Genomic DNA, 22,123 nt, shown 5'->3' with positions numbered 1-22,123 from the left:
GAGGTCTTCCCATGATCAACGTGACCAATCGTACCAATATTAACATGCGGTTTTGTTCGTTCAAACTTGCTCTTCGCCATTTGAGCTCTCCATTTTCCGTCCAAGCCAAGGACTAAGTTAAAAATTAATTACCAACCTGAAATTACGCGTATTTCTTTTGAATCTCCAAAGCAACAGCCGAAGGTACAGGCTCGTAATGATCAAACTGCATTGTATACTGCGCACGCCCCTGACTCATAGAGCGAAGAGTATTCACATAACCAAACATATTCGCCAAAGGAACCATTGCATTCACAACCGTTGCAATGCCGCGCGCTTCAGTTCCTGAAATCTGTCCCCGACGAGAATTGAGATCACCAATAACATCACCAACATAATCATCTGGTGTAACAACTTCCACCTTCATGATCGGTTCAAGAAGCTGTGCACCAGCCTTCTTTGCCCCATCACGAAAAGCCGCACGAGCCGCAATCTCAAAAGCCAAAACCGAAGAATCAACATCGTGATAACCACCATCAATGAGAGTCGCTTTTACACCAAGCATAGGAAAGCCCGCAAGAGGACCTGACCCCATAACACTCTCAATCCCCTTTTGGACGCCGGGAATATATTCTTTAGGAACAGCACCACCAACAATCTTTGACTCAAAAATAAAGTCATCACCATCATGAGGCTCAAAAACAATTTTCACACGAGCAAATTGACCGGCACCACCCGATTGCTTCTTATGCGTATAATCAATTTCCGCCATTTTAGTAATTGACTCACGATAAGCAACTTGAGGCTGCCCAACATTTGCTTCAACCTTAAACTCACGCCGCATACGGTCAACAATAATATCAAGATGAAGCTCACCCATTCCAGCTATAATAGTCTGACCAGATTCCTCATCCGATTTAACACGAAATGAAGGATCTTCGGCCGCTAGACGGTTAAGAGCAATACCCATTTTTTCTTGATCTGCTTTTGTTTTCGGCTCAATTGCAATCTCAATAACAGGCTCTGGAAATTCCATCCTCTCCAAAACAACAGGCTTCAAAGGATCACAAAGAGTATCCCCAGTTGTCGTCTCCTTAAGTCCTGCAAGAGCAACAATATCACCAGCAAATGCTTCTTCAATATCCTCACGAGAATTTGAATGCATTTGAAGCATACGCCCCAAACGCTCTTTCTTCTTTTTCACAGTATTCTCAAGAGAAATACCTTTCTGAACTTTACCTGAGTAAATACGACAAAACGTCAATGAACCAACAAAAGGATCATTCATAATTTTAAAAGCAAGCATAGATAGCGGAGCATCATCAGAAGATTCGCGTGTCGTCTCAGCCTCAGTCTTTACATCAATACCCTTAATCGCCGGAATATCAACTGGAGAAGGAAGATAGGAAACAACAGCATCCAAAAGTGGCTGCACCCCCTTGTTTTTAAAAGCCGTACCACAAAGAACCGGATGAAACTGAACTTCTACTGTCCCCCTACGAATGAGAGAAACAAGCTGCTCGTTGGTTGGCATAACACCCTCTAAATAAGCCTCTGTCGCTGCTTCATCAACCTCCACAGCCATCTCAATCAATTTCTCGCGATATTCTTCAGCTTTCTCCTTTAAATCAGAGGGAATTTCACTTATCACCGCCGAGGCACCAATAGAACCATCCCACTTTAAAGCCTTCATTTCTACAAGATCAACAACACCTTCAAAGTCATTTTCAGCGCCAATCGGCAACTGCAAAACAAGCGCTTTAGCACCCAACCGAGAACCAACCATCTCCACACTACGATAAAAGTCAGCTCCTATTTTGTCCATTTTATTAACAAAAACCATACGAGGCACGCGATATTTCTCAGCTTGCCGCCAAACAGTTTCCGTCTGAGGCTCCACACCAGCATTTGCATCCAACAAGGCTATTGCGCCATCAAGAACACGCAAAGAGCGCTCAACTTCAATCGTAAAATCAACGTGCCCTGGCGTATCAATAATATTAAAGCGACGCTTCCGACCGTCCTGCCCTTCCCAAAACGTCGTTGTCGCAGCAGACGTAATCGTAATACCGCGCTCCTGCTCCTGCTCCATCCAATCCATCGTAGAAGCACCATCATGGGTCTCGCCAATTTTATGATTCTTACCGGTATAGAACAGAATACGTTCAGTCATCGTAGTCTTACCAGCATCAATATGCGCCATAATACCAAAATTACGATAATCTTCAATTTTATATTCGCGAGCCATTATATTTGCCTTAGTTTAAAACTTCTACCAGCGATAGTGAGAAAAAGCACGATTAGCTTCAGCCATACGATGAACATCTTCACGCTTTTTCACGGCAGAACCACGATTATTAGCCGCATCCATCAATTCACCAGATAAACGCTCAACCATCGTCGTTTCATTTCGACCACGCGCCGCCGCAATCAACCAACGAATAGCAAGAGCCTGACGACGATCAGGACGAACATCAATCGGAACTTGATAAGTAGCACCACCAACACGGCGTGAACGAACCTCAATATGAGGAGCAACATTCTCTAAGGCCCGATGAAATAGAGCCACAGGATCTGTTTTTACTCTTTTTTCTACAGAATCGAGTGCACCATAAACAATACGCTCTGCAACTGATTTTTTACCATCAAACATAATGGCATTCATAAATTTCATAATAACCAAATCACCAAATTTTGGATCTGGATTAATCTCACGCTTTTCTGCTCTATGACGACGGGACATTGGCTTTGTCTCTCAATATTATTTTGGACGCTTTGCGCCATACTTTGAACGACGCTGTTTACGATTCTTGACACCCTGGGTATCAAGCAAACCACGAATAATGTGATAACGAACTCCTGGCAAATCTTTTACACGACCACCACGAATCATCACAACAGAGTGCTCTTGAAGATTATGTCCCTCTCCAGGAATATAACCAATCACCTCAAATCCATTCGTCAAGCGAATTTTAGCAACTTTACGAAGAGCAGAATTAGGTTTCTTCGGCGTTGTTGTATAAACACGCGTACAAACACCACGCTTCTGCGGATTCGACTGCAGAGCAGGAACCTTATTACGTTTAACTGGCGCCACACGCGGCTTACGAATCAACTGGTTTACGGTAGGCATGCAACCTTCCTCTTTTTGATCTATATTCTTCTCACCCAATCGGGCTTTTCTATTTTCATTTCCATCCACCCCAACAGAATCGGAACAGATATTTAAGTCTACACACAAAATCGGGCACACCTGCAAAAAACAGTTTACCCGACCATAAGCAGAGAAGGCAGTAGCCTTTTGCACTAGGATTTACTTTTAATCTTCTTAACACCTGTGAATAATCTTCCGGTTCATATCCAAAGCACCTGATTACACCCACATCGGCTATATCCATCTCTAATAGCGAGAACACGTACATTCGTCAAGAACTAAACAGCAGAAAGTTTTTAAAAATGAAAATAAATTAAATTTTAAAGCTTTAAATTTGCTTTTACCGCTACTCTTGATAAATCAATTTACCATAAGTAATATCCCTATAAATAAAAAAGTAGCGATATGACTGTAGCAAAACATAAATGCAGTAAATTGAGCAGTAAATTGAATTGCATATTTGATATCTAATGATGAGCGCCATGAAAATAGCAACGTGGAATATTGCCGGGATAAAAGCACGACATGAAACATTATGTCAATGGCTGCAGCAAAGCCAGCCGGACATAGTCTGTTTACAGGAAATTAAAAGTATTGATGAAAATTTTCCACGCGATGCAATTGAAAGTTTAGGTTACCATATAGAAACACACGGACAAAAAAGTTTTAATGGCGTTGCGATTCTCTCTAAAAAAACACCAGATGAAGTGATCCGTCGATTACCAGGCAATGATAATGATAAACAAACACGTTACATTGAAGCAGTTTATTCAACAAACAAAGGTGTTGTTCGTGTTGCATCTCTCTATTTGCCAAATGGGAATCCTATTGAGAGTGAAAAATATTCCTATAAGATAGAATGGATGGAAAGATTATATACACATGCAAAATCATTGCTTGCGTATGAAGAACCCCTTATTCTAGCGGGTGATTATAATGTCATCCCCGCTCCATTAGATGCAAAAAAACCTCAAGAATGGTATCAAGATGCCTTATTTCTTGGAGAAACAAGAAAAGCATTCCAACGTATTCTTCATTTAGGTTTTTATGATGCTATCCGGAATGTCACCGATACTCCCTCCTTCAGTTTTTGGGATTTTCAGGCAGGTGCCTGGCCTAAGAATAATGGGATTCGCATTGATCATTTATTATTATCACCAGAAGCTGTTGATCAACTAATTTGCGCTCATAGCCAAGCAGAAGTAAGGGGATATCAAAAACCATCCGACCACGTTCCTGTTTGGATTCACCTTAATATCAATTAAGAAAGTACAATCCTCATTTCATGAGACAACAAAAAAAAATCCACTCAAAAATAATAACTATGCTACAGCATATAAACAGTATATCTTAAGCAACTAAAATAAAAATAAATGAATGGAGGACATAAATGAAGAAATCATTGTTAATGCTTATTGCAGCAACGGCCATTGGATTCTCAAGTTTCGCACATGCTGAACATGATACTCTTGAAAAAATAAAACGAACAGGGGAAATTACTTTAGGTGTCCGTGAATCATCTGGTTTAGCCTACGCCCTTGGTAATAATAAATATGTAGGTTTTCATACAGAAATGGCAGAACGGATCATTGATGATATCTCAAAAAAAATTGGTAAACCAATTAAAATTCATTATCTTCCCATCACTTCTCAAAATAGAATTCCTCTCTTAAAAAATAAAACCTATGATTTTGAGTGCGGCTCAACAACACATGATCTTGCCCGCAGTAAAGAAGCAGCATTTGCTTATACGACATACATTGAGGAGGTTCGGATTGCTGTAAAGAAAAATTCTAACATTAAATCTCTTGAGGATTTAAATGGAAAAACAGTTGCAACGACCACCGGTACAACATCTGTTCAACTTATTCGTAAAAATAAACGTGCAAAAAACATTCAGTTTAAAGTTTTAAAGGGGAAAGATCACGGAGATAGTTTTTTGTTATTAGAATCTGGTAAGGCAGATGCTTTTGTCATGGACGCTTCAATTCTTGCTGGACATATTGCTAAATCAAAGAATCCATCTGATTATGTCATTCTTGATACTGTACTTTCAGTCGAACCTATTGCCTGTATGCTCAGATTAAATGACAAAAAATTTGAACAAACAATCAACGATAGTATCGTACGTCAGATTAAAGATGAATCACTGGAAAAGCTTTATAATAAGTGGTTTATGAAACCGATCCCACCTGCTAACACTGTTATGAACCTTCCCTTGTCAAAACAAACAAGATATGCTTGGGATCACCCAAATAATAAACCTCGAGAAAGCTACGCAGAAAAAGATTTATAGAATTTAATAAAAAAGAACCACACTCTTTTGAAATTGAGTGTGGTTTATATTTTAATTCACTTTTAAATAAATTTGGCCTATGTAGATGCGCTTGGTTTATTGCCCTATTTGTGAATGACTAATTTGAGGGAATATCAATTAATGGACTTTTCTTTCCTTTGTAGAGATGACCTTACTCAAACATTGGTAACAGGATGCTTGGGGACTCCCGGCGTGAGCCATACCTATTTAGATACACTTCTCGATGGCTTTAAAAATACGGTTATATTGTCTATCACTTCACTTATATTAGCTGTATTGTGTGGTGTTGTTATAGGAACAATGCGCACTTTACCTAAAACATCCATAACCAATTATATATTTCGCACTATCGGTACTATTTGGGTAGAGATTATGCGTAATATTCCCCTCCTTGTACAAGTGTTTTTGTGGTATTTTGTTGTTCCGAAGATTTATCCACCAGCGATGAAATTTTCCCCCATTCTCTTAATAACATGCGCATTGGGATTCTTTACATCTGCACGCATTGCAGAACAGGTTCGTTCAGGCATTGAAGCGATTCCTTCTGGACAACGCTATGCTGCTATGGCAATGGGGTTTACAACTTATCAAAGTTATCGCTATATTATACTACCACGTGCTATACGTGCAATTATGCCACCTCTTACTTCAGAAGCAATGGGCATTGTGAAAAATTCGTCTATAGCATTCGCCGTTTCAATAAATGAGCTCATGCAATTTCAATACCAAGCAATTGAAGAGGTAAGCCATGTTTACGAAAATTATTTACTTGTTACGGCTCTTTATATTCTAATAGCCTTATTCGTATTCATTGTGATGACAGTCATTGAACAAATACTCAAAATTCCTAATTTTCAAACAAAGGGAAATTGAATATGATGAATTTCATAAGCTCTCAGTTTGGACTTTATTCTCCTTTCAATTTTTCCGACTTTGATTTTTCCTTTTTTACCTTTGATGTATTTCGTTCTTACATTTTATCAGGTTTACTCTTTAGCGTTTTTCTAACTCTTTTTGCAACGGTGTTGGGGTTTGTTTTCGGTACGCTTCTAGCAATGATGCGCCTTTCTTCCATAAAACTTCTTTCTTGGTTTGCAATAGGTTACATAACAGCTATGCGTTCAATACCACTTGTGATGGTTATCTTATGGTTTTTCGTGCTTCTGCCTTTTTTAACCGGTATATCCATCGGTGCAAATAAATCAGCACTCATTACCTTTACCGCATTTGAAACGGCTTATTTTGCTGAGATTATGCGTGCTGGAATCAATTCAGTTCCGCAAGGACAAAAATATGCAGGACAAGCTCTTGGAATGACATATTGGCAAAGTATGTACATTGTCATTCTTCCTCAAGCCTTTAGAGATATGCTTCCAGTCTTTTTAACACAAGTTATTATCCTTTTTCAGGATACAACCCTTGTTTATGCCATCAGTGGTCATAGCCTTTTGAATGGTTTTGATATTGCTGCTAATAATTTTGGTGTAAAGCAAGAAGCTTATATCTTAGCAGCTATTTTCTATTTTGTTATCTGTTTTACACTGTCACAAATAGTTTTGTATTTACAAAAAAAAGTATCCATTATTCGCTAACAGGAAAAAAAATGTCTACTCATATGATCGAAATAAAAAATGTTTCTAATTGGTATGGCGAAATTAAAGTCCTTAAAAACTGTACAACCAACATTAATAAAGGAGAAGTCGTTGTCGTTTGTGGTCCATCAGGCTCCGGAAAGTCAACACTCATTAAAACTATTAACGCTCTCGTCCCTTTTCAAAAAGGTGAAATTTGGATTAATGGAATACCAGTTCATTCAAAAAAAACGAATCTGCCTAAATTGCGAAGTCAGGTAGGAATGGTGTTTCAACACTTCGAGCTTTTCCCCCATTTATCTGTCACAGAAAATTTGACAATTGCACAAATCAAAGTCCTAAAACGAAGCAAAAAAGAAGCACTTGAACGTGGATTGTTATATCTTGAACGCGTTGGACTCATTGAACACAAAGATAAATATCCTGGTCAACTTTCTGGAGGGCAACAACAACGTGTTGCTATTGCACGTGCCTTAACTATGGATCCACTTGTCATGCTTTTTGATGAACCAACATCTGCTCTCGATCCTGAAATGGTAGGTGAAGTACTCGATGTCATGATTAGCTTAGCAGAAGAAGGTATGACGATGATTTGTGTAACCCATGAAATGGGATTTGCACAAAAAGTCTCGGAGCGTGTTATTTTCATAGATCAAGGAACAATTCTTGAAGACTGTTCATCTAAAGAGTTCTTTTCTGATCCGCAAGCAAGAAAACCGAGAACGCAAGAATTTTTGTCTAAAATCCTAAGTCATTAGTCGTTATATTGTCATAAAAAGTTATCTTTACTATGAACTTGTATACAAGGAAACAGAGTTTAATATAAGATGAGAGAATGTAAAAATATTACAATCAGATGTTTAAAAACTGTTATTCTTTAAAATCTCAGCAACCAGTGAAATTGCTGTACGTCTCTCAGATTCATTACAAAGAGCAAAAGCCTCTTCTTGTAAAGGGTGAATCCAATTTTTGTCTTTTACGTTAGCTTTTTCATAGGCAGCAGTTAACATTGCTGCCCCACGGACAATTTTTCCTTCTTTAAGCAGTATATTTCCAAGCATTGCTTGGGCGGAAGGATTTCCTTTTTTTGCTGAAAGTTGAAACCATCGTGCTGCTTGTATAAGATTTTTCTCCCTTCCCTCTCCCTTTAAAAATATTTTTCCTAAATGATACTGAGCTTTAGGATTTCCATAGTTTACCGCAGCCTGCATATAAAGATGAGCAGCATAAGAAGGATCAGGTTTCACAGGTGATTGAGGAATACCTTTTTTTATATATCGCGCAAGTTTAACCAATGCGTCAGAAACATAACTTTCATCCTCTGAACCAAGATCAGCACCTTTTTCAACAATATATGCAAAAAAATTATATGCCTTATAATCATTTTTAGAGACACCATCACCGTTTGCATAGATAGAGCCAAGTTTCCAATTCGCACCAATATGGCCTCTCTTAGCTGCACAACGTAATGCTGCAATAGCCTGATTTATATGCCCATTTTTATAAGCAGACATGCCACGTTTTAAAAAATAAAACGAACCATCATTCGCTTCTTGCAAGCTATTGACATCTATTACATAAACAGTCGAAAAGAATCCCCCTAAAATCACAACAATCGTGACTTTTTTCCATATCTGAAACCTATTAACCATTTCCCCCTACCTCAATTTTAATGATTATATCTGTTACGAATTTCTTTGTGGATATTTAAACTCTTTTTCTTAGTAAGAAGCATACGCAATTTTAAAGTAAAAATTTTAAAAGAAAAAACAAATAGATAAAAACCATCCAAAATGTTCGATAAAATTAAGTATCCATTTTTATATATAACAAATTGATTTTTAAATATAAATCATCATTCTATATTTTGTAACACATCCTTTAACATTCTAAGATTTATCGATCTTAAAATTTTATACGTATGAGCAAAAATCGTTCAATAAAATAACGTGCATTAAACAGTAACTTGAGAACGAAGAGAATACATGATGAATGGTAAGCGTTTAAGTATAAAAAACAATACGAAAGATGGATAAATATAATGATGATAATTAACTTATAACTTCACGACTGCCTTACCACCTTAAGGAGGAAGTTTTTTGTCTCCGTCAATCTATAAACAATACAGCTTTTTATTTAACGGATTGCACCTAACATCATTTCACATGGGGTTACTTCATACTTTACACACAAGTTCTACCTTAGAATACTCACCACTCATACAAAAAAATACCACATGTGTAATTTTACATACCTTATATTGCTACTCTAAATGATGATATTTTACAGTAATAAAGCAAGAAATTGATTTATAATTATAATTTTCCTTTTTGCATGTTGAATGAGGCCCTCGAATATCGTAAGATTCTCTCATTCCAAACGTGCTCCATGTTAAATCAATCAAAATCATCCGCTTGCACATTACAAGCAGAGAAAGCTATGTGGATAAAAACTCTGTGTAAGAAAGAACTAAAAATGCCTCTTATGAACGGTCTTAAGTGCCAAGGGCTGTCCGGATTGGACAGAATGGTACCGGCGCTTGTTACTTCACAAGCATAAAGAAGGGAAGCCCAATGGATTTACCGTTATACCATTCATGATCTACGTCGTGGAATAGGCTTGGACGCCTTAAAAGATGTCTCTTTAATGATAAACATAAAACAATGGATTTCAGTAGAGATTTTATGATCGTTCATGAAAAACTAACAAAAGAAAAAGTTGAAATCAATCTAACCGCTCTAAAGCAACAAATATTTTCTTCTGCGCTGCACGCAGTTCTACAACCCTGTTCCGCTCACGCTCAACAATTTCTGCTTTTGCATTTGCTATAAATTTGGGGTTGTTTAACTTAAGCGATATTTTTTCAATATCTTGTTCAATTTTACTGACATCCTTCCTCAAACGAACACGTTCAGCCTCCAAATCAATCAACTGTCCTAATGGCAAACAAAAAACAGCCTCTCCCAAAATCATTTGTGCTGATACTTCCGGAACTTTATCAGAGAAATCAATAACTTCAATACGCGCTAATTTTTTAAGAAGTGCATCATAACGCTTCACACGCTCTCGCGTTACTTCCCCTCCTTCAACAACAACAAGAGGTGCTTGTGTCGCCACTGGAATATTCATTTCAAAACGTACAGACCGAATCCCCGTGACGACATCAATAAGCCAATTAATATCATCAGCAGCTTCTTCATCTATCAATGTTTCCTCTGGCCATTTTGTCAATGCGAGCATATCCTCACGCTTGATGGCTTGCGTTTCTGTAAGAGACCACAACTCTTCCGTCATATAAGGCATAAAAGGATGAAGAAGTTTATAAACTTCATCTAAAACCCAAGCAGTACAAGCTTGAGCCTCATTTTTAGCATCTTCATTTTCCCCCTGAAAAATAGGTTTGAGAAGCTCCAAATACCAATCACATAATGTATTCCAAATGAAACGGTAAAGAGTGGCAGCTGACTCATTAAATTTATAGTGTTCAATACCAGTCGTAACTGCTGAAATTGTTTTAGATAACTCTGTTAAAATCCAACGATTAAGCGCCAGTTTTGCTTGTTCTGGTTTAAAAGCTGGATCATGCTTCACACCATTCATCTGTGCAAATCGGGTAGCATTCCACAATTTCGTAGCAAAATTACGATAACCAGCAATACGGGAAACATCAAGTTTTACATCACGACCTTGTGCTGCCATAATAGCTAAAGTAAATCGAAGTGCATCAGCACTATATTGATCAATAAGCTCTAAGGGATCAATAATATTTCCCTTTGATTTTGACATCTTTGCGCCCTTTTGATCCCGCACAAGAGCATGCACATAAACCGTTGGGAAAGGAACGTCACCCATAAAGTGAAGTCCCATCATCATCATACGAGCAACCCAGAAAAAAATAATATCAAATCCTGTCACAGATAAAGATGTTGGGTAAAAAGTAGATAATTCAGTCGTTTTATTTGGCCATCCTAATGTTGAAAAAGGCCAAAGAGCTGATGAAAACCACGTATCTAAAACATCCGGATCACGGATTAAGTCAACAACCTCACCATAATGAGCAAAAGCTGAATCTAAAGCCTCTTTTTCACTTTTTTCAACAAAAACCGTTCCATCAGGACCATACCAAGCAGGAATCTGATGTCCCCACCATAATTGGCGAGAAATGCACCAAGGTTGAATATTCTGCATCCAATTGAAGTAAGTCTTTTTCCAGTTATCGGGAACAAACTGCGTTTTTCCTTGTTGAACAGCCTCTATCGCTGGCTTTGCTAATTCAGCAGCATGAACATACCATTGATCTGTCAAAAAAGGCTCAATAGGGACACCACTGCGATCTCCATGAGGAACCATATGGGTATGATCATCAACAGAAGCTAAATATCCCTGTTCTTCCATCAAAGAAATAATCTTCTGGCGAGCAACAAAACGATCAGATTTATCGAGATTTTCTACTAACATTTTTAATTCATCTGATAAAATCAAACCATCGAAAAATGCTTCATTTTCACGAAGAAAAATTTCGGCTTTTTGGGTAAAAATATTGATCAAGCGTAAATGATTACGCTGTCCTACTTCAAAGTCATTAAAGTCATGAGCTGGTGTGATTTTTACAGCACCACTTCCAGCCTCAGGATCAGCATGGCTATCACCCACAATTAATAACCTACGACCAACAAGCGGCAAAAGAGCATTTTTACCGATAAGATTTTTATAACGCTCATCTTCAGGATTAACAGCAATTCCTGTATCACCAAGCATTGTTTCTGGTCGTGTTGTCGCCACTGTTATAAAAGTTGTAGCATCATTTGGATCAAAAGTTTTACCTTCAAGTGGATATCTAAAGTGCCACAAATGTCCTTGAACTTCTTTTTGCTCAACTTCAAGATCTGAAATAGCTGTCAACAATTTAGGATCCCAATTAACGAGACGCTTATCCCTATATATCAACCCTTGCTTATAAAGCGTGACAAAGACTTCACGAACCGCCTGCGACAACCCCTCATCCATTGTAAACCGCTCACGCGACCAATCACATGAAACCCCAAGGCGACGCAACTGGTTTGCAATAACGCCTCCAGTTTCATAACGCCATTCCCAAATACGCTCAATAAACTTTTCTCTCCCCATTTCTTGACGCGTTGGCTCTTGACGTTCTGCAAGTTGACGTTCCACAACCATTTGCGTAGCAATCCCAGCATGATCCATACCAGGCTGCCACAACACATTTTTGCCACGCATCCGCTGAAATCTAACTATTATATCTTGAATTGTCGTATTGAGCGCATGCCCCATATGAAGTGAGCCTGTAACATTAGGAGGTGGAAGCATAACGCAAAAAGGCTCTGCATCGCTTTTAGAACCAGCTCCCGCTTTAAAAGCCCCACGAGTCTCCCATCTCTTTGCAACCCGTTGCTCTATAGAGGAAGCATCATAGTTTTTTTCTAACATTCTATCCATCCATAACGCCGCTGAAAAACACAATATATGATCAAAACCCGATCAGAATCTCGTGAATCTCAGCCATTCACTAGAGAGCTCGCAAAATCGCAAACAAAATCCCCATAAAATGAAAAACATAAAAATAATTAAGACGATTTTTTAATCGCCTTCACAATCTCTTCACGCAAAATATCTTCCAGCAAAATAGGCAATTTAGACTGTAACCATTCTGCTATAGCCGGACGCAACACATCCTTTGCAATCTTTTCTGCAGAAGAAATACAATATGCAGACAATTCCACATGACCATCCCTTCCTGCGTCTGACTGTGATTTCCTTATCTCATCTTCATATTCTTTTGCTTTATAAACAGAATTCCGTTCTTCAGAAGAAAGCTTCATCTTTTGCATATCCATACCAACTGTATTATTTTCTGCCTCTATATCCTCTTTCTCTTGCGTTATCTTCCCCCCTTGATTTTCAGATGAAAGACCAATACGATCAGCTAAAGCTTTCATAGCATCATCAACCGATAAGGCTGTATCATAAATACTCTCTGATGCAACTTCTGAAGCATTCACTGCAACATCTTCATTTAAAAAGTGATCAGATTGAACCGCATTTTCTTCGATTATTTCACGAATAGATGTTAAAATTTCATCCATACTTGGCTCACGTAACACGCTTGAACTCTGTACCATACTTTACAACCTCTCAAAGACGCAACAACAAATAGAATCATATTTTCAGTGTATGCAAAAGAATTATAAGATCAACATGCCTCCCACGATATTTTCAAATATGCTTGTCATAAAGAGGGCGCTACACACAGTTTTCTACACTTTATAAAGATAATATCTCGCCGCAATATTTTTTAACATATTCAACTGTTGATTTACTAATCTTTTAAAAACTAAAATAATTTAAGATTAAAGAGATACTTTTATACATTATCGGATATATTTAATTGTTTTTAAACCTAAATAACTTGCAGTCAATTTACCAATAGAAGATTGAACACTATAGCTCGCCACAACAGCATTACGCTCCGCCATTGCAAGCGCAATCTGAGCATTAATCAATAGAGTACGAGAATTTAAAACATCCAGCGTCGTTGCTTGCCCTACGCGATTTTCTTGAACACGACCTTTCAGAGCAATTTCAGCAGCACGAACACTTTCACGGTAAGCAATAACAGATGAGCGTGCACCCTCCAACTGAAACCAAGCAGAAGTCAGTGCTTGCCTCGTATTACTATGCGCCAAATCGAGTTGAAGCTGCGCCTGTCCAAGCTGTTCCCTTGATTGGCGAATTTGCGCAGACGTACGCCCTCCTTCAAAGATTGGGACACTTACTGACAATCCTACAGATTTAGAAACGCCATCTTCTCCAACCCCGCTGTAGATTCGATTATAAGATGCTGTTGCAGAAAAATCAACTTTAGGGAGCAATGCCCCTTCTTTCGCCTTTACATTATAAGCACTCGCATCAACTAAATATTTAGCATAAAGGATTGCTGGATGCATCACAACACTCATTTGGTAAGCCATATCAAGGTTGACGGGAAAATCTTTGGCTATGGGTGGGCGTTTTAACTTTTCAGGATCAGAACCAATAACTTGTCGATACACTGCCTCTGCTGCTTTTACATCAGCACGAGCAAGACTCAGCTCTGAAACCGCCACGGAACGTGCAGCTTGAGCTTGAGCAAGATCAACATGCCCTCCTTCACCCACATCAAATTTTGCTTTATTGGAACGAACGTGTTCCTCAAGAGCTGCCAAATTTTCTCTCCGAAGATCGGCAACACGACGTGCGTGATAGACATTAGCATAAGCGGTCACCACCTCTAGAAACGTATTTTGTTCAACATTACGAAGATATTCACGCTGAGCCTGCAACTTAACTTGAGCTGAAGAAAAGATATTTTGCGTGATAAAACCATCAAATAATCTTTGATTTAATCTCACTCCTATAGATCCAGAAGTGACATAAGGACCTGTAAAAGACTTATTCCGCCCATAGTTCCCAAGCCCCTCAACTTGTGGCAATAACCCTGATCGCGCAATGACAACATCATCACTGGATATACGCACAGCTGCACGTTCACTATTCAACTTAGCATTATATTTATAAGCCTTAGAAAAGGCATCCATCAATGTTTCAGCACAAACAGTCTCTGATAGTAAAACACTCAACACCAGTAATAAACATGCCTGAAACTTCTTGTTTATTCTAAACATAATACACACAATAACAAACCCCAAATAAATTACAAAATTATCTTTTATTCACAAAACAAACAAGCACTAAAACACAAAACCAGGTGTTTTGAAAAAACAAGGAAGAGGCTTTACAGCGAGATTAAAAGCACGACGAGCCGAGATGATCCCATCTTCTTTTATATAGATTTGTGCAACAGCAGCATTTCCATACCCTTCAACCACAACAAGACGTCCACAGTCTTTCATTTGATCAAAGATACCCTGAGGAATAAAATCAACAGATCCCTCAATGAAAATCACATCATAAGGTCCCTCAACAGCATATCCTTGCTCTAATGGACCATGAACGACAACCACATTATCACATTGATTACGTTCTAAAGCTTCAAGAGCACGTTCAAAGAGAGATTTATTACTTTCCAGCGCAATCACAGACCCTGCAAGTTTTGCAAGCAACGCTGCACAATAACCACTATTTGCACCAATATCTAAAACAACATCTGATGATTTTAAAGCGGCAAGCTGTAGTAATTTCGCTAGAGATGCAGGTTTCATCAAATAGCGTGCAGGAACCCCATCTTGCTCTGGACATAGAACAATATCGGTATCAAGATAACTTAACACTTTCATATCTTCCGATACAAAATCTTCACGAGACACCGTTAAAAAGGCTTCAAGAACTGATAAATCCGTTACATCGACTGTACGAATTTGATTGTCAACCATTTTGCGACGAAGCTCAGCAAAATCTGCAACCATAACGAATATTTTCTCCTAACCTACAAAAAACAAACCAAACAGCGACAATAAGGGATAAAGATCTCTTAAACTATGGGCATTACAAAAAAGGATGCTACAGTCAACAATTAGATTTTAACTGTATAATCTCTCATACAAAAGTGTCTTCACAAGAATAGAGGGAAATAATCTATTTTCCTATACCTCATCTCCCTTAAAAGCCGTTTCGTTTAAAATCGGCTGGAGGCCTCGCCCGGAATCGAACCGGGATACAAGGATTTGCAGTCCTCTGCGTAACCATTCCGCCACGAGGCCTCGTCAACAAACATAAAGGTTTCAATAAGGGAAGGCAACGCATCCGTCAAGGTGTAGAAATCTTCTCTCGCCTTTTTTCCTCTTATTACACAATTTATCATATTTTTTTAAAAAAAGTAATTTTATCCTTTGCAAATCAGTATTGCTTTGCTATAGCCTTTTCAACTAAATGATTGGGCACCGTTCCCCGGTAGCTCAGCGGTAGAGCAACCGGCTGTTAACCGGTTGGTCGCTGGTTCGAATCCGGCCCGGGGAGCCACTTTTCTTTTATTCTACGTAATTTATTGTTTTTTCTAAAGTTTTTAGACATGAGGGATTCGTTAATAAAAGTAATGGAATAGGATTTTTGCAATAAAGTAGAAACGCAATATCCTACCGGATGTATTTTTTGCAATGAGCGCAAAAAGCAATTGATTCATTTTAAAATAGCACAAATAAGATTACTTTTTTCAAACTACCGCGCCTTTATAAGAGAACACAGCAATTATTTGCATATTATAAATTACGATTTCTTTCATCAGAGATGAATTATTAAGCTCCATCAGCAATGAATCGCTCTCATATATTTTTTTCCAAAGAAAGAATGATTTGTACTCAATAAAGGAATTAAACTTAAAAGCCTGCTCATGAAGCAATCATTTTGAAAAATGAAAGAAACAACAATCAAGGTCATATATTATCTCCATACACCCCACATAACCTCCTCCCCATCCTAAAAGCAAAAAACATAAAACAAGTCTGTAAACACTCCGACGTCTTATCTAACAGGTTGTTCCTCCTGCTAACCACTTCAACGCTTTACAAACAACCTTACCTTGGATATTCATCACACTGTCATAAAAAATTTAATGCATAAAGTTTTGTAGACTTTATATCCTCCCAAACTAATAGTGTTTTACAGTAAAAACAAAGATAACGAGCTAAATTGTTGAGAATCCTGAGAAAGCCTTCAGAAATCATGACATTCTCGCTATTGTATTATGCAGTCACACGCTTTTTTAAAGAGATATCTCTTAAATCCCCCAAGTCTCTTTCACAGTGACTCCCGTAAATGGTAAAAATGAAATCGATTGATCAGCCCCATCTTTATTTATAATAAAAGCCATACCATCATACTATTTTCCAACTCTCAATCTTAGCAACCCCCCTTGCCTTTGAAAGAGTTTATAAGAATCATTTTATTTATTTCTCAAATGTCCATTTATACAATAATTTCACATATAACGTGCAAGTGAATACTTTTGATTGATCCGCATAAATAGCTTCAAAATGAAAAAAATTTTACGATATAATGAACTATTCAATATATAAAACAGTGAGTTATTATTAGACATCAATTTTTAAAATTAAAAGTCATCATTAAAGATAAAACACATCCTATATAAAAATAATTTTATATAAATAAAATCTACTTTTATTCCCATTTTAAAAAATGGGAATAAAGCAAATAAATAATTGCCTCTTACAATAATGATTTTTTAAAGATTTTCAAATAAATCCAAACAGTTAGAGGTTTTCATTTCTAAAAAATAAAAACCTCTAAAGGGTCTTCTTACTTTGACAAGAGTATTTTATAGCTCTTTTCAATTGAGAATAAATCAACAAAAGTAAAAAATCTCCTGTACATGATCTTTTTTCAAGACTTTATCTAAGCAGCCTTCTTAACTGATTTCCGAAAACGAAAAGTCTTTGCACGCTTTGCCACCGCTTTTGCTTTTTTATGCCTCTCATTTTGAGGTGAAGAATTCTTCCGCTGCAACTGTGCGGTATCATCTTTTCGACCTAAAAACTGTTTTTGACGTTTAGATTTTTTAAAACGGCGTTCCTTATCGTTTTCGTTTTCTTTACTTTCTCGCACAATTGGCTTTTCTGGAAACGCTGCAAATTGTTCTGGAACAGCCTCAGCCACCAATTTCATACGAATCAAGCGCTCTATAGCACGCAAGCGGGACCTTTCTATCTTCTCATCAAAAAGCGTAAGTGCTACACCAGATGCGCCATTACGTCCTGTACGACCAATACGATGTACATAACTTTCAGCTTCATCTGGTAAGTCGTAATTAATAACGTGACTTATCCCTGGTATATCAATACCGCGTGCAGCAATATCTGTTGCCACTAGGATCTGCACAGATCTTTCACGAAAAGCTTTTAAAGCAGACTGGCGAGCACCTTGTGATTTATTTCCATGAATTGTTGCGACTAAATATCCTATCTTTTCTAAACTACGTGTGACAGCATCTGCCCCATGTTTAGTTCGAGTAAAAACAATAACCGAATCAAAAGCTGGATTTGTCAAAAGTTTACTTAAAACATTCTTTTTTTCATTCGTAGGAACACAATATAATTTTTGGCAAATCTCTACAGCCGTAGTACCTTGAGGAACAACTTCAATTTTAACCGGATCATTGAGTAAACATTTTGCAAGCACAGCAATTTCCCTCGGCATTGTTGCAGAAAAGAGTGCTGTCTGACGCTCTTGATGCAAAAGCTTTGCAATTTGCTTAACATCATGAATAAACCCCATATCCAACATACGATCTGCTTCATCCAAAATCAAAAAACGAGATTGGGAAAGATCAACACACTTTTCACGAACAAGATCTCTCAAACGCCCTGGAGTCGCTATCAAAACATCCACACCTGCTTCCATACGTTTAATTTGTTTTAAACGTGATACGCCCCCAAAAATAAGACATGTTGAAAGATGTGCTCCTTTCGCCACAGTACGGATCGTTTCATCAATCTGAACAGCAAGTTCACGCGTTGGAGCTAAAATCAAAGCACGTGCAGTTTTAGGACAGCGTTTATCACCCAAAGCCAAAATCTGACTTAAAATAGGTAAACCAAATGCCAAGGTTTTTCCAGAGCCTGTCTGAGCAACACCTAAAATATCGTGTCCTTTCAACATCACTGGAATAGCTTGTTCTTGTATAGGTTTAGGTTTACTCATCCCAGCAATGAGTAAATTTTTAATCAAAAGAGTAGGTAAACCTAACTTTGTAAAAACATTTTCTTCTTTTATAGGCAAAATAAAATCTTTCCTTAGCTGAAGAACTCAAAAGAAGTAACCATCTGAACTCTTCACTCAAGAATCCGCGCAAGAGAAATCCCTGACATTTTAAATGAAGCAACGCCTAAAAAGCGGCTTGCGCAACTTATGAACACCTTGAAATCAAGATAAAGGCGTATAAACTTCACTTTACAAAAAGCCAACAAACCAGCCTAAATGCCTTCATCTCTATTATCTTTGGATTATGATAAAAAAGCAAGAACTTTACGAAATACATTTATCATGAATAAAAACAATATTTAGATCGTTTACTTTTTGATGATTGTGTCTATCGGTAAATGTACCTTGATAAAATCAGGATAAATCTCGAGAAAAACTGGATTTTGTAAAGTTTTTTGACCGCCATAAATTAAATACCATTGGTTTTTATCAAAAATCGCCAAAGTTTTATATTGAATGATGCGATCCTTCATATCAAGAACTGTTGGAATTAAAGCATACAAAGTACCATTATCAGTTTGTAAATACTCTATATTTTCTTTATCTAAATAATAAGCACCAGAAGGCAAACCCTCAAATTTCCTATGCAACTGTTGAAGAAAATCACTACGTAAAGCACTCTCTGTTGTATTCAATCGATGTGCCATCTCTTTATAAAGCCGCTCAGGCATATAACGAGAAATAGGCATAAAATCCCCATTTTTTATAGCATTATTGACATCAACAACGACTCTTGAAAGTTCAGCTTTTTGTACTATCGTTGGCTGAGATGCTAAACTCTGTTGATTAACAATCAAAAAGAAAAATAGACTCAGCACCGAATAAAAAATAGGTTTCATCATTATACTTCTTGTTTTAGTAAAATTTCAGTTTCTCAAATAACAAAATCAAATAACGTTTGATCATCAGTAATATCACGATAACGCCAACCTAACGTTTGAAATTTTTCCTCTAAAAGACAAAAATTACCGTATTTTTTTGTTTCAATCGCAACCAATACAGAACCAAAGTTTCTCGCTGATTTTTTAAGATATTCAAAACGCACAATATCATCATCTGGTGATAATGTGGAAAGAAAATGACGCAATGCACCAGGATGTTGCGGAAAACTAAAAATAAAATATTTTCTCAACCCTTGGAAACGTAAAGAACGCTCTTTAATTTCTGGCAAACGCTCAAAATCAAAATTACCTCCTGAAATAACGAGAAGAATTTTTTTCCCCTTTAACTCTTGAGGAGGAATACTGTTAAGCGCATCAATCGATAAAGCACCAGCCGGTTCAAGAACCACACCTTCCACATTAAGCATTTCAACCATCGTAGAACAAACGCGGTTTTCAGGAACCGTAATGACAGAATCAGCAGGAAATTTCTTTAGAATTGTATAGTTTAGTGCACCAATTTCAGCCACAGCAGCACCATCTACAAAAGTGTCAATGCTTTCAAGCTTAACGCGTTTTCCACTCTCCAAACAAGCAAGCAAACTTGCAGCTCTTTGCGGCTCAACAAAACGAATCTTTGTTTTCCAACCATATTCATGTAAAAACTTGCTCACTCCACTTGCCAAACCACCGCCCCCTACCGGCACAATCATCAAATCTGGCTCACTTTCTCCATTGAGTTTTTTCCATTGTAAAGCAGCTTCACAAAGCACTGTTGCCTGCCCTGTAATAATGCGAATATCATCGAAAGGTGGAGCCATTACACCACCGCTCTCCACGACAAAGGATTGCGCAGCTTCATAACATTGATCAAATGTTTCACCAATCAAACGAATATCAATGAATTCTTTACCAAAAATACGTGTTTTTTCAATTTTTTGTTGTGGCGTTGTCATGGGCATGAAAATCACGCCTTTACGTTTAAAATAACGACAAACAAAAGAAACCCCTTGCGCGTGATTCCCCGCTGAAGCGCAAACAAATGCAGAATCTGGTGATATACAGCTAAGCATTTCTGAAACAAAATTGAAAGCACCACGAATCTTATAAGACCGCACCGGTGTTAAATCTTCACGCTTTAAATAAATTTCTGCATCATACTTTTGACTAAGAAAATCATTTCTTTGAAGTGGTGTTTCAGCAAACACGTGATGCAATCCCACCATAGCTTTTGTGACGTCTTGAATAAATTGACTCATAACACTAATCATTTCACGCTTTATTTACATTATAAAAGCTTTTTCTATCGATAAAGAAAACTATTGTCAGTCAAAATTTCACTAAAAAATGAAAAATGTTTCTTTTGTCATTAATTCTTGATTCAATAAAAGATATAGCTTATGAGAGAACTCACATCGCGGACGTGATGAAAACGGTAAACATAGCAGACTTAAAATCTGCCGGTCGAAGACCTTGCGGGTTCAAGTCCCGCCGTCCGCACCACGATATGTGGATTTCCCCTTATTTTTCAGTAATTTATTAGAAATTAGAAAAAATTAAACCACCTTCTAAACCACCTTTTAAAACCCTATCATAACGCTATCAGATGGTATTGAGATAGTACTAAAATACGAATCATTGCTGCTTTTTGAGGTACCTTTTTAGCACGTTGACCTCCTCCTTGTCTTTTAGGATGGAGAGGCAGTTAATCTTGATCTCCTCATCCTTGAGGATGAAGAAATGAGTCGTGTTTTTAACGTTAAGCAGCTTTCACAACAGAGCTTGGTAAAATTCGCTTAGCTTCTGTTGTAACTGATTTGTAATGCTTAAGCTCTTCTTCAAGGTCATTTGCATCTAACAAACGCCTTATCATCAATCCTAATATTTTTCCAACACCAGCAGCACATTCACACTCTTAACAGGAGTAAGATAATATGAAGAAAAGCGAAATGGGTTAGAAATGACCGTGGCTGTCGTATCCCTGATGATTTCGAATCTGTTTATGATTTCGCAATTGAAGAGGGTTTGCCTCCAAAGCGTGTGAAAGTCGAAATGGCAAAATTTCGAGATTATTGGAAATCTAGAGCACGCAAGGATGCACGCAAAACGGATTGGAAAGCAACGTGGCGCAATTGGGTGCAAAAAGCTATCGAGGATTTAGGAAAAGGAAAAAACTATGGAAAATCACTCTCAAAGGCAAAAAAGCGTTGGTGAACGCATCTCAGACAGCACCCTTGATATCGGGTCTCGAGGTCACTTTAAAACACATTCACGAGATGATAGCTCCGGAGTTTCCTTTGGTTTTGAAGAGTGGCCGTGCATTGACACAACAGCAGGAAACGATTGCCTTAGATGCTTGTGATCAACTTCACGAATTGTTTTCAATAAAAGCGAGCAAAAAGGACATAGCTAAAGCAATTCGGATGCTTTCGTGTGGTTGAAAAATTTCGCAACAGGCAGATCATGAAGG

18 protein-coding genes, 3 tRNA genes and 1 pseudogene are annotated in these 22,123 nt (G+C 37.7%); 9 read left to right on the top strand and 13 right to left on the bottom strand.

What is annotated here, in order from left to right; genetic code table 11:
- The 4 genes and pseudogenes from ACFILD_RS05140 to rpsL all read right to left on the bottom strand — a co-directional run.
- Nucleotides 1-80 (bottom strand): annotated as a pseudogene (locus ACFILD_RS05140) (elongation factor Tu); the annotation flags it as partial.
- 62 nt (nucleotides 81-142) lie between these two features.
- A complete protein-coding gene (gene fusA / locus ACFILD_RS05135) occupies nucleotides 143-2,227 on the bottom strand; it encodes an elongation factor G (protein ID WP_375632621.1) in 2,085 nt (694 codons plus the stop codon).
- Nucleotides 2,228-2,251: 24 nt separating this feature from the next.
- Nucleotides 2,252-2,722: a 30S ribosomal protein S7 gene (gene rpsG / locus ACFILD_RS05130; protein WP_273791452.1), complete on the bottom strand. Its 471-nt coding sequence runs from the start codon at nucleotides 2,720-2,722 to the stop codon at nucleotides 2,252-2,254.
- Between the two features lie 18 nt (nucleotides 2,723-2,740).
- Nucleotides 2,741-3,112 carry a 30S ribosomal protein S12 gene (gene rpsL, locus ACFILD_RS05125; RefSeq protein ID WP_005773262.1) on the bottom strand — a complete coding sequence of 124 codons (372 nt, stop codon included), beginning with the start codon at nucleotides 3,110-3,112 and terminating at the stop codon, nucleotides 2,741-2,743.
- A 503-nt stretch (nucleotides 3,113-3,615) separates the two neighbouring features.
- Here rpsL and xth point away from each other — a divergent pair.
- The 5 genes from xth (at nucleotide 3,616) to ACFILD_RS05100 (ending at nucleotide 7,800) form a co-directional block, all read left to right on the top strand.
- Entirely contained in the window at nucleotides 3,616-4,398 is a 783-nt protein-coding gene (gene xth, locus ACFILD_RS05120; protein ID WP_273791451.1) for an exodeoxyribonuclease III, read from the top strand.
- A gap of 125 nt (nucleotides 4,399-4,523) precedes the next feature.
- Nucleotides 4,524-5,429, top strand: coding sequence for a transporter substrate-binding domain-containing protein (locus tag ACFILD_RS05115; protein ID WP_375631472.1), 906 nt, complete (start codon nucleotides 4,524-4,526; stop codon nucleotides 5,427-5,429).
- A gap of 141 nt (nucleotides 5,430-5,570) precedes the next feature.
- A complete protein-coding gene (locus ACFILD_RS05110) occupies nucleotides 5,571-6,323 on the top strand; it encodes an amino acid ABC transporter permease (protein WP_273791449.1) in 753 nt (250 codons plus the stop codon).
- 2 nt (nucleotides 6,324-6,325) lie between these two features.
- The gene (locus ACFILD_RS05105; protein WP_273791448.1) at nucleotides 6,326-7,042 is read left to right on the top strand and encodes an amino acid ABC transporter permease; all 717 of its coding nucleotides are present in this window, start codon (nucleotides 6,326-6,328) and stop codon (nucleotides 7,040-7,042) included.
- An 11-nt stretch (nucleotides 7,043-7,053) separates the two neighbouring features.
- Complete coding sequence (locus ACFILD_RS05100; protein ID WP_273791447.1) at nucleotides 7,054-7,800, top strand: amino acid ABC transporter ATP-binding protein; 747 nt, start codon at nucleotides 7,054-7,056, stop codon at nucleotides 7,798-7,800.
- A 102-nt stretch (nucleotides 7,801-7,902) separates the two neighbouring features.
- Here ACFILD_RS05100 and ACFILD_RS05095 read toward each other — a convergent pair whose 3' ends face one another.
- The 6 genes from ACFILD_RS05095 to ACFILD_RS05070 form a co-directional block, all read right to left on the bottom strand.
- Entirely contained in the window at nucleotides 7,903-8,694 is a 792-nt protein-coding gene (locus ACFILD_RS05095) for a tetratricopeptide repeat protein (RefSeq protein WP_375664850.1), read from the bottom strand.
- 1,072 nt (nucleotides 8,695-9,766) lie between these two features.
- Nucleotides 9,767-12,490: a valine--tRNA ligase gene (locus ACFILD_RS05090; RefSeq protein WP_375657820.1), complete on the bottom strand. Its 2,724-nt coding sequence runs from the start codon at nucleotides 12,488-12,490 to the stop codon at nucleotides 9,767-9,769.
- A 137-nt stretch (nucleotides 12,491-12,627) separates the two neighbouring features.
- Nucleotides 12,628-13,182: a DUF2497 domain-containing protein gene (locus ACFILD_RS05085; RefSeq protein ID WP_273791444.1), complete on the bottom strand. Its 555-nt coding sequence runs from the start codon at nucleotides 13,180-13,182 to the stop codon at nucleotides 12,628-12,630.
- Between the two features lie 249 nt (nucleotides 13,183-13,431).
- Nucleotides 13,432-14,724 (bottom strand): TolC family outer membrane protein, encoded by a 1,293-nt coding sequence (locus tag ACFILD_RS05080; RefSeq protein WP_375664849.1) that lies wholly within the window; start codon nucleotides 14,722-14,724, stop codon nucleotides 13,432-13,434.
- A 66-nt stretch (nucleotides 14,725-14,790) separates the two neighbouring features.
- On the bottom strand, nucleotides 14,791-15,465 hold the full coding sequence (locus tag ACFILD_RS05075) for a protein-L-isoaspartate O-methyltransferase (protein WP_273791442.1): 675 nt from the start codon (nucleotides 15,463-15,465) through the stop codon (nucleotides 14,791-14,793).
- Nucleotides 15,466-15,685: 220 nt separating this feature from the next.
- Nucleotides 15,686-15,759 (bottom strand) — tRNA-Cys (locus tag ACFILD_RS05070).
- Between the two features lie 184 nt (nucleotides 15,760-15,943).
- Between ACFILD_RS05070 and ACFILD_RS05065 the strand changes: the two genes are divergently transcribed.
- A tRNA-Asn gene (locus tag ACFILD_RS05065) sits at nucleotides 15,944-16,018 on the top strand.
- Nucleotides 16,019-17,407: 1,389 nt separating this feature from the next.
- On the opposite strand, the gene ACFILD_RS05060 is transcribed toward ACFILD_RS05065, so the two are convergent.
- The 3 genes from ACFILD_RS05060 to ilvA all read right to left on the bottom strand — a co-directional run bounded on the left by ACFILD_RS05060 (nucleotide 17,408) and on the right by ilvA (nucleotide 20,924).
- Nucleotides 17,408-18,790: a DEAD/DEAH box helicase gene (locus ACFILD_RS05060; protein WP_273791441.1), complete on the bottom strand. Its 1,383-nt coding sequence runs from the start codon at nucleotides 18,788-18,790 to the stop codon at nucleotides 17,408-17,410.
- 290 nt (nucleotides 18,791-19,080) lie between these two features.
- Nucleotides 19,081-19,611, bottom strand: coding sequence for a hypothetical protein (locus tag ACFILD_RS05055; protein ID WP_375631485.1), 531 nt, complete (start codon nucleotides 19,609-19,611; stop codon nucleotides 19,081-19,083).
- 35 nt (nucleotides 19,612-19,646) lie between these two features.
- A complete protein-coding gene (ilvA, locus tag ACFILD_RS05050) occupies nucleotides 19,647-20,924 on the bottom strand; it encodes a threonine ammonia-lyase IlvA (protein WP_273791440.1) in 1,278 nt (425 codons plus the stop codon).
- 146 nt (nucleotides 20,925-21,070) lie between these two features.
- On the opposite strand from ilvA, the gene ACFILD_RS05045 reads away from it, so the two are divergent.
- From ACFILD_RS05045 to ACFILD_RS05035, 3 genes are all read left to right on the top strand, one after another.
- Nucleotides 21,071-21,156 (top strand) — tRNA-Leu (locus ACFILD_RS05045).
- A 549-nt stretch (nucleotides 21,157-21,705) separates the two neighbouring features.
- The gene (locus ACFILD_RS05040; RefSeq protein ID WP_342753378.1) at nucleotides 21,706-21,867 is read left to right on the top strand and encodes a hypothetical protein; all 162 of its coding nucleotides are present in this window, start codon (nucleotides 21,706-21,708) and stop codon (nucleotides 21,865-21,867) included.
- A complete protein-coding gene (locus ACFILD_RS05035) occupies nucleotides 21,864-22,094 on the top strand; it encodes a hypothetical protein (protein WP_273791439.1) in 231 nt (76 codons plus the stop codon). Before ACFILD_RS05040 ends, ACFILD_RS05035 begins: the two co-directional genes overlap by 4 nt.
- Nucleotides 22,095-22,123: the final 29 nt, after the last annotated feature.

Source organism: Bartonella sp. CL162QHHD, from assembly GCF_042195435.1.
Lineage (GTDB): Bacteria > Pseudomonadota > Alphaproteobacteria > Rhizobiales > Rhizobiaceae > Bartonella.
This window is presented reverse-complemented; position numbering and strand designations above follow the sequence as displayed.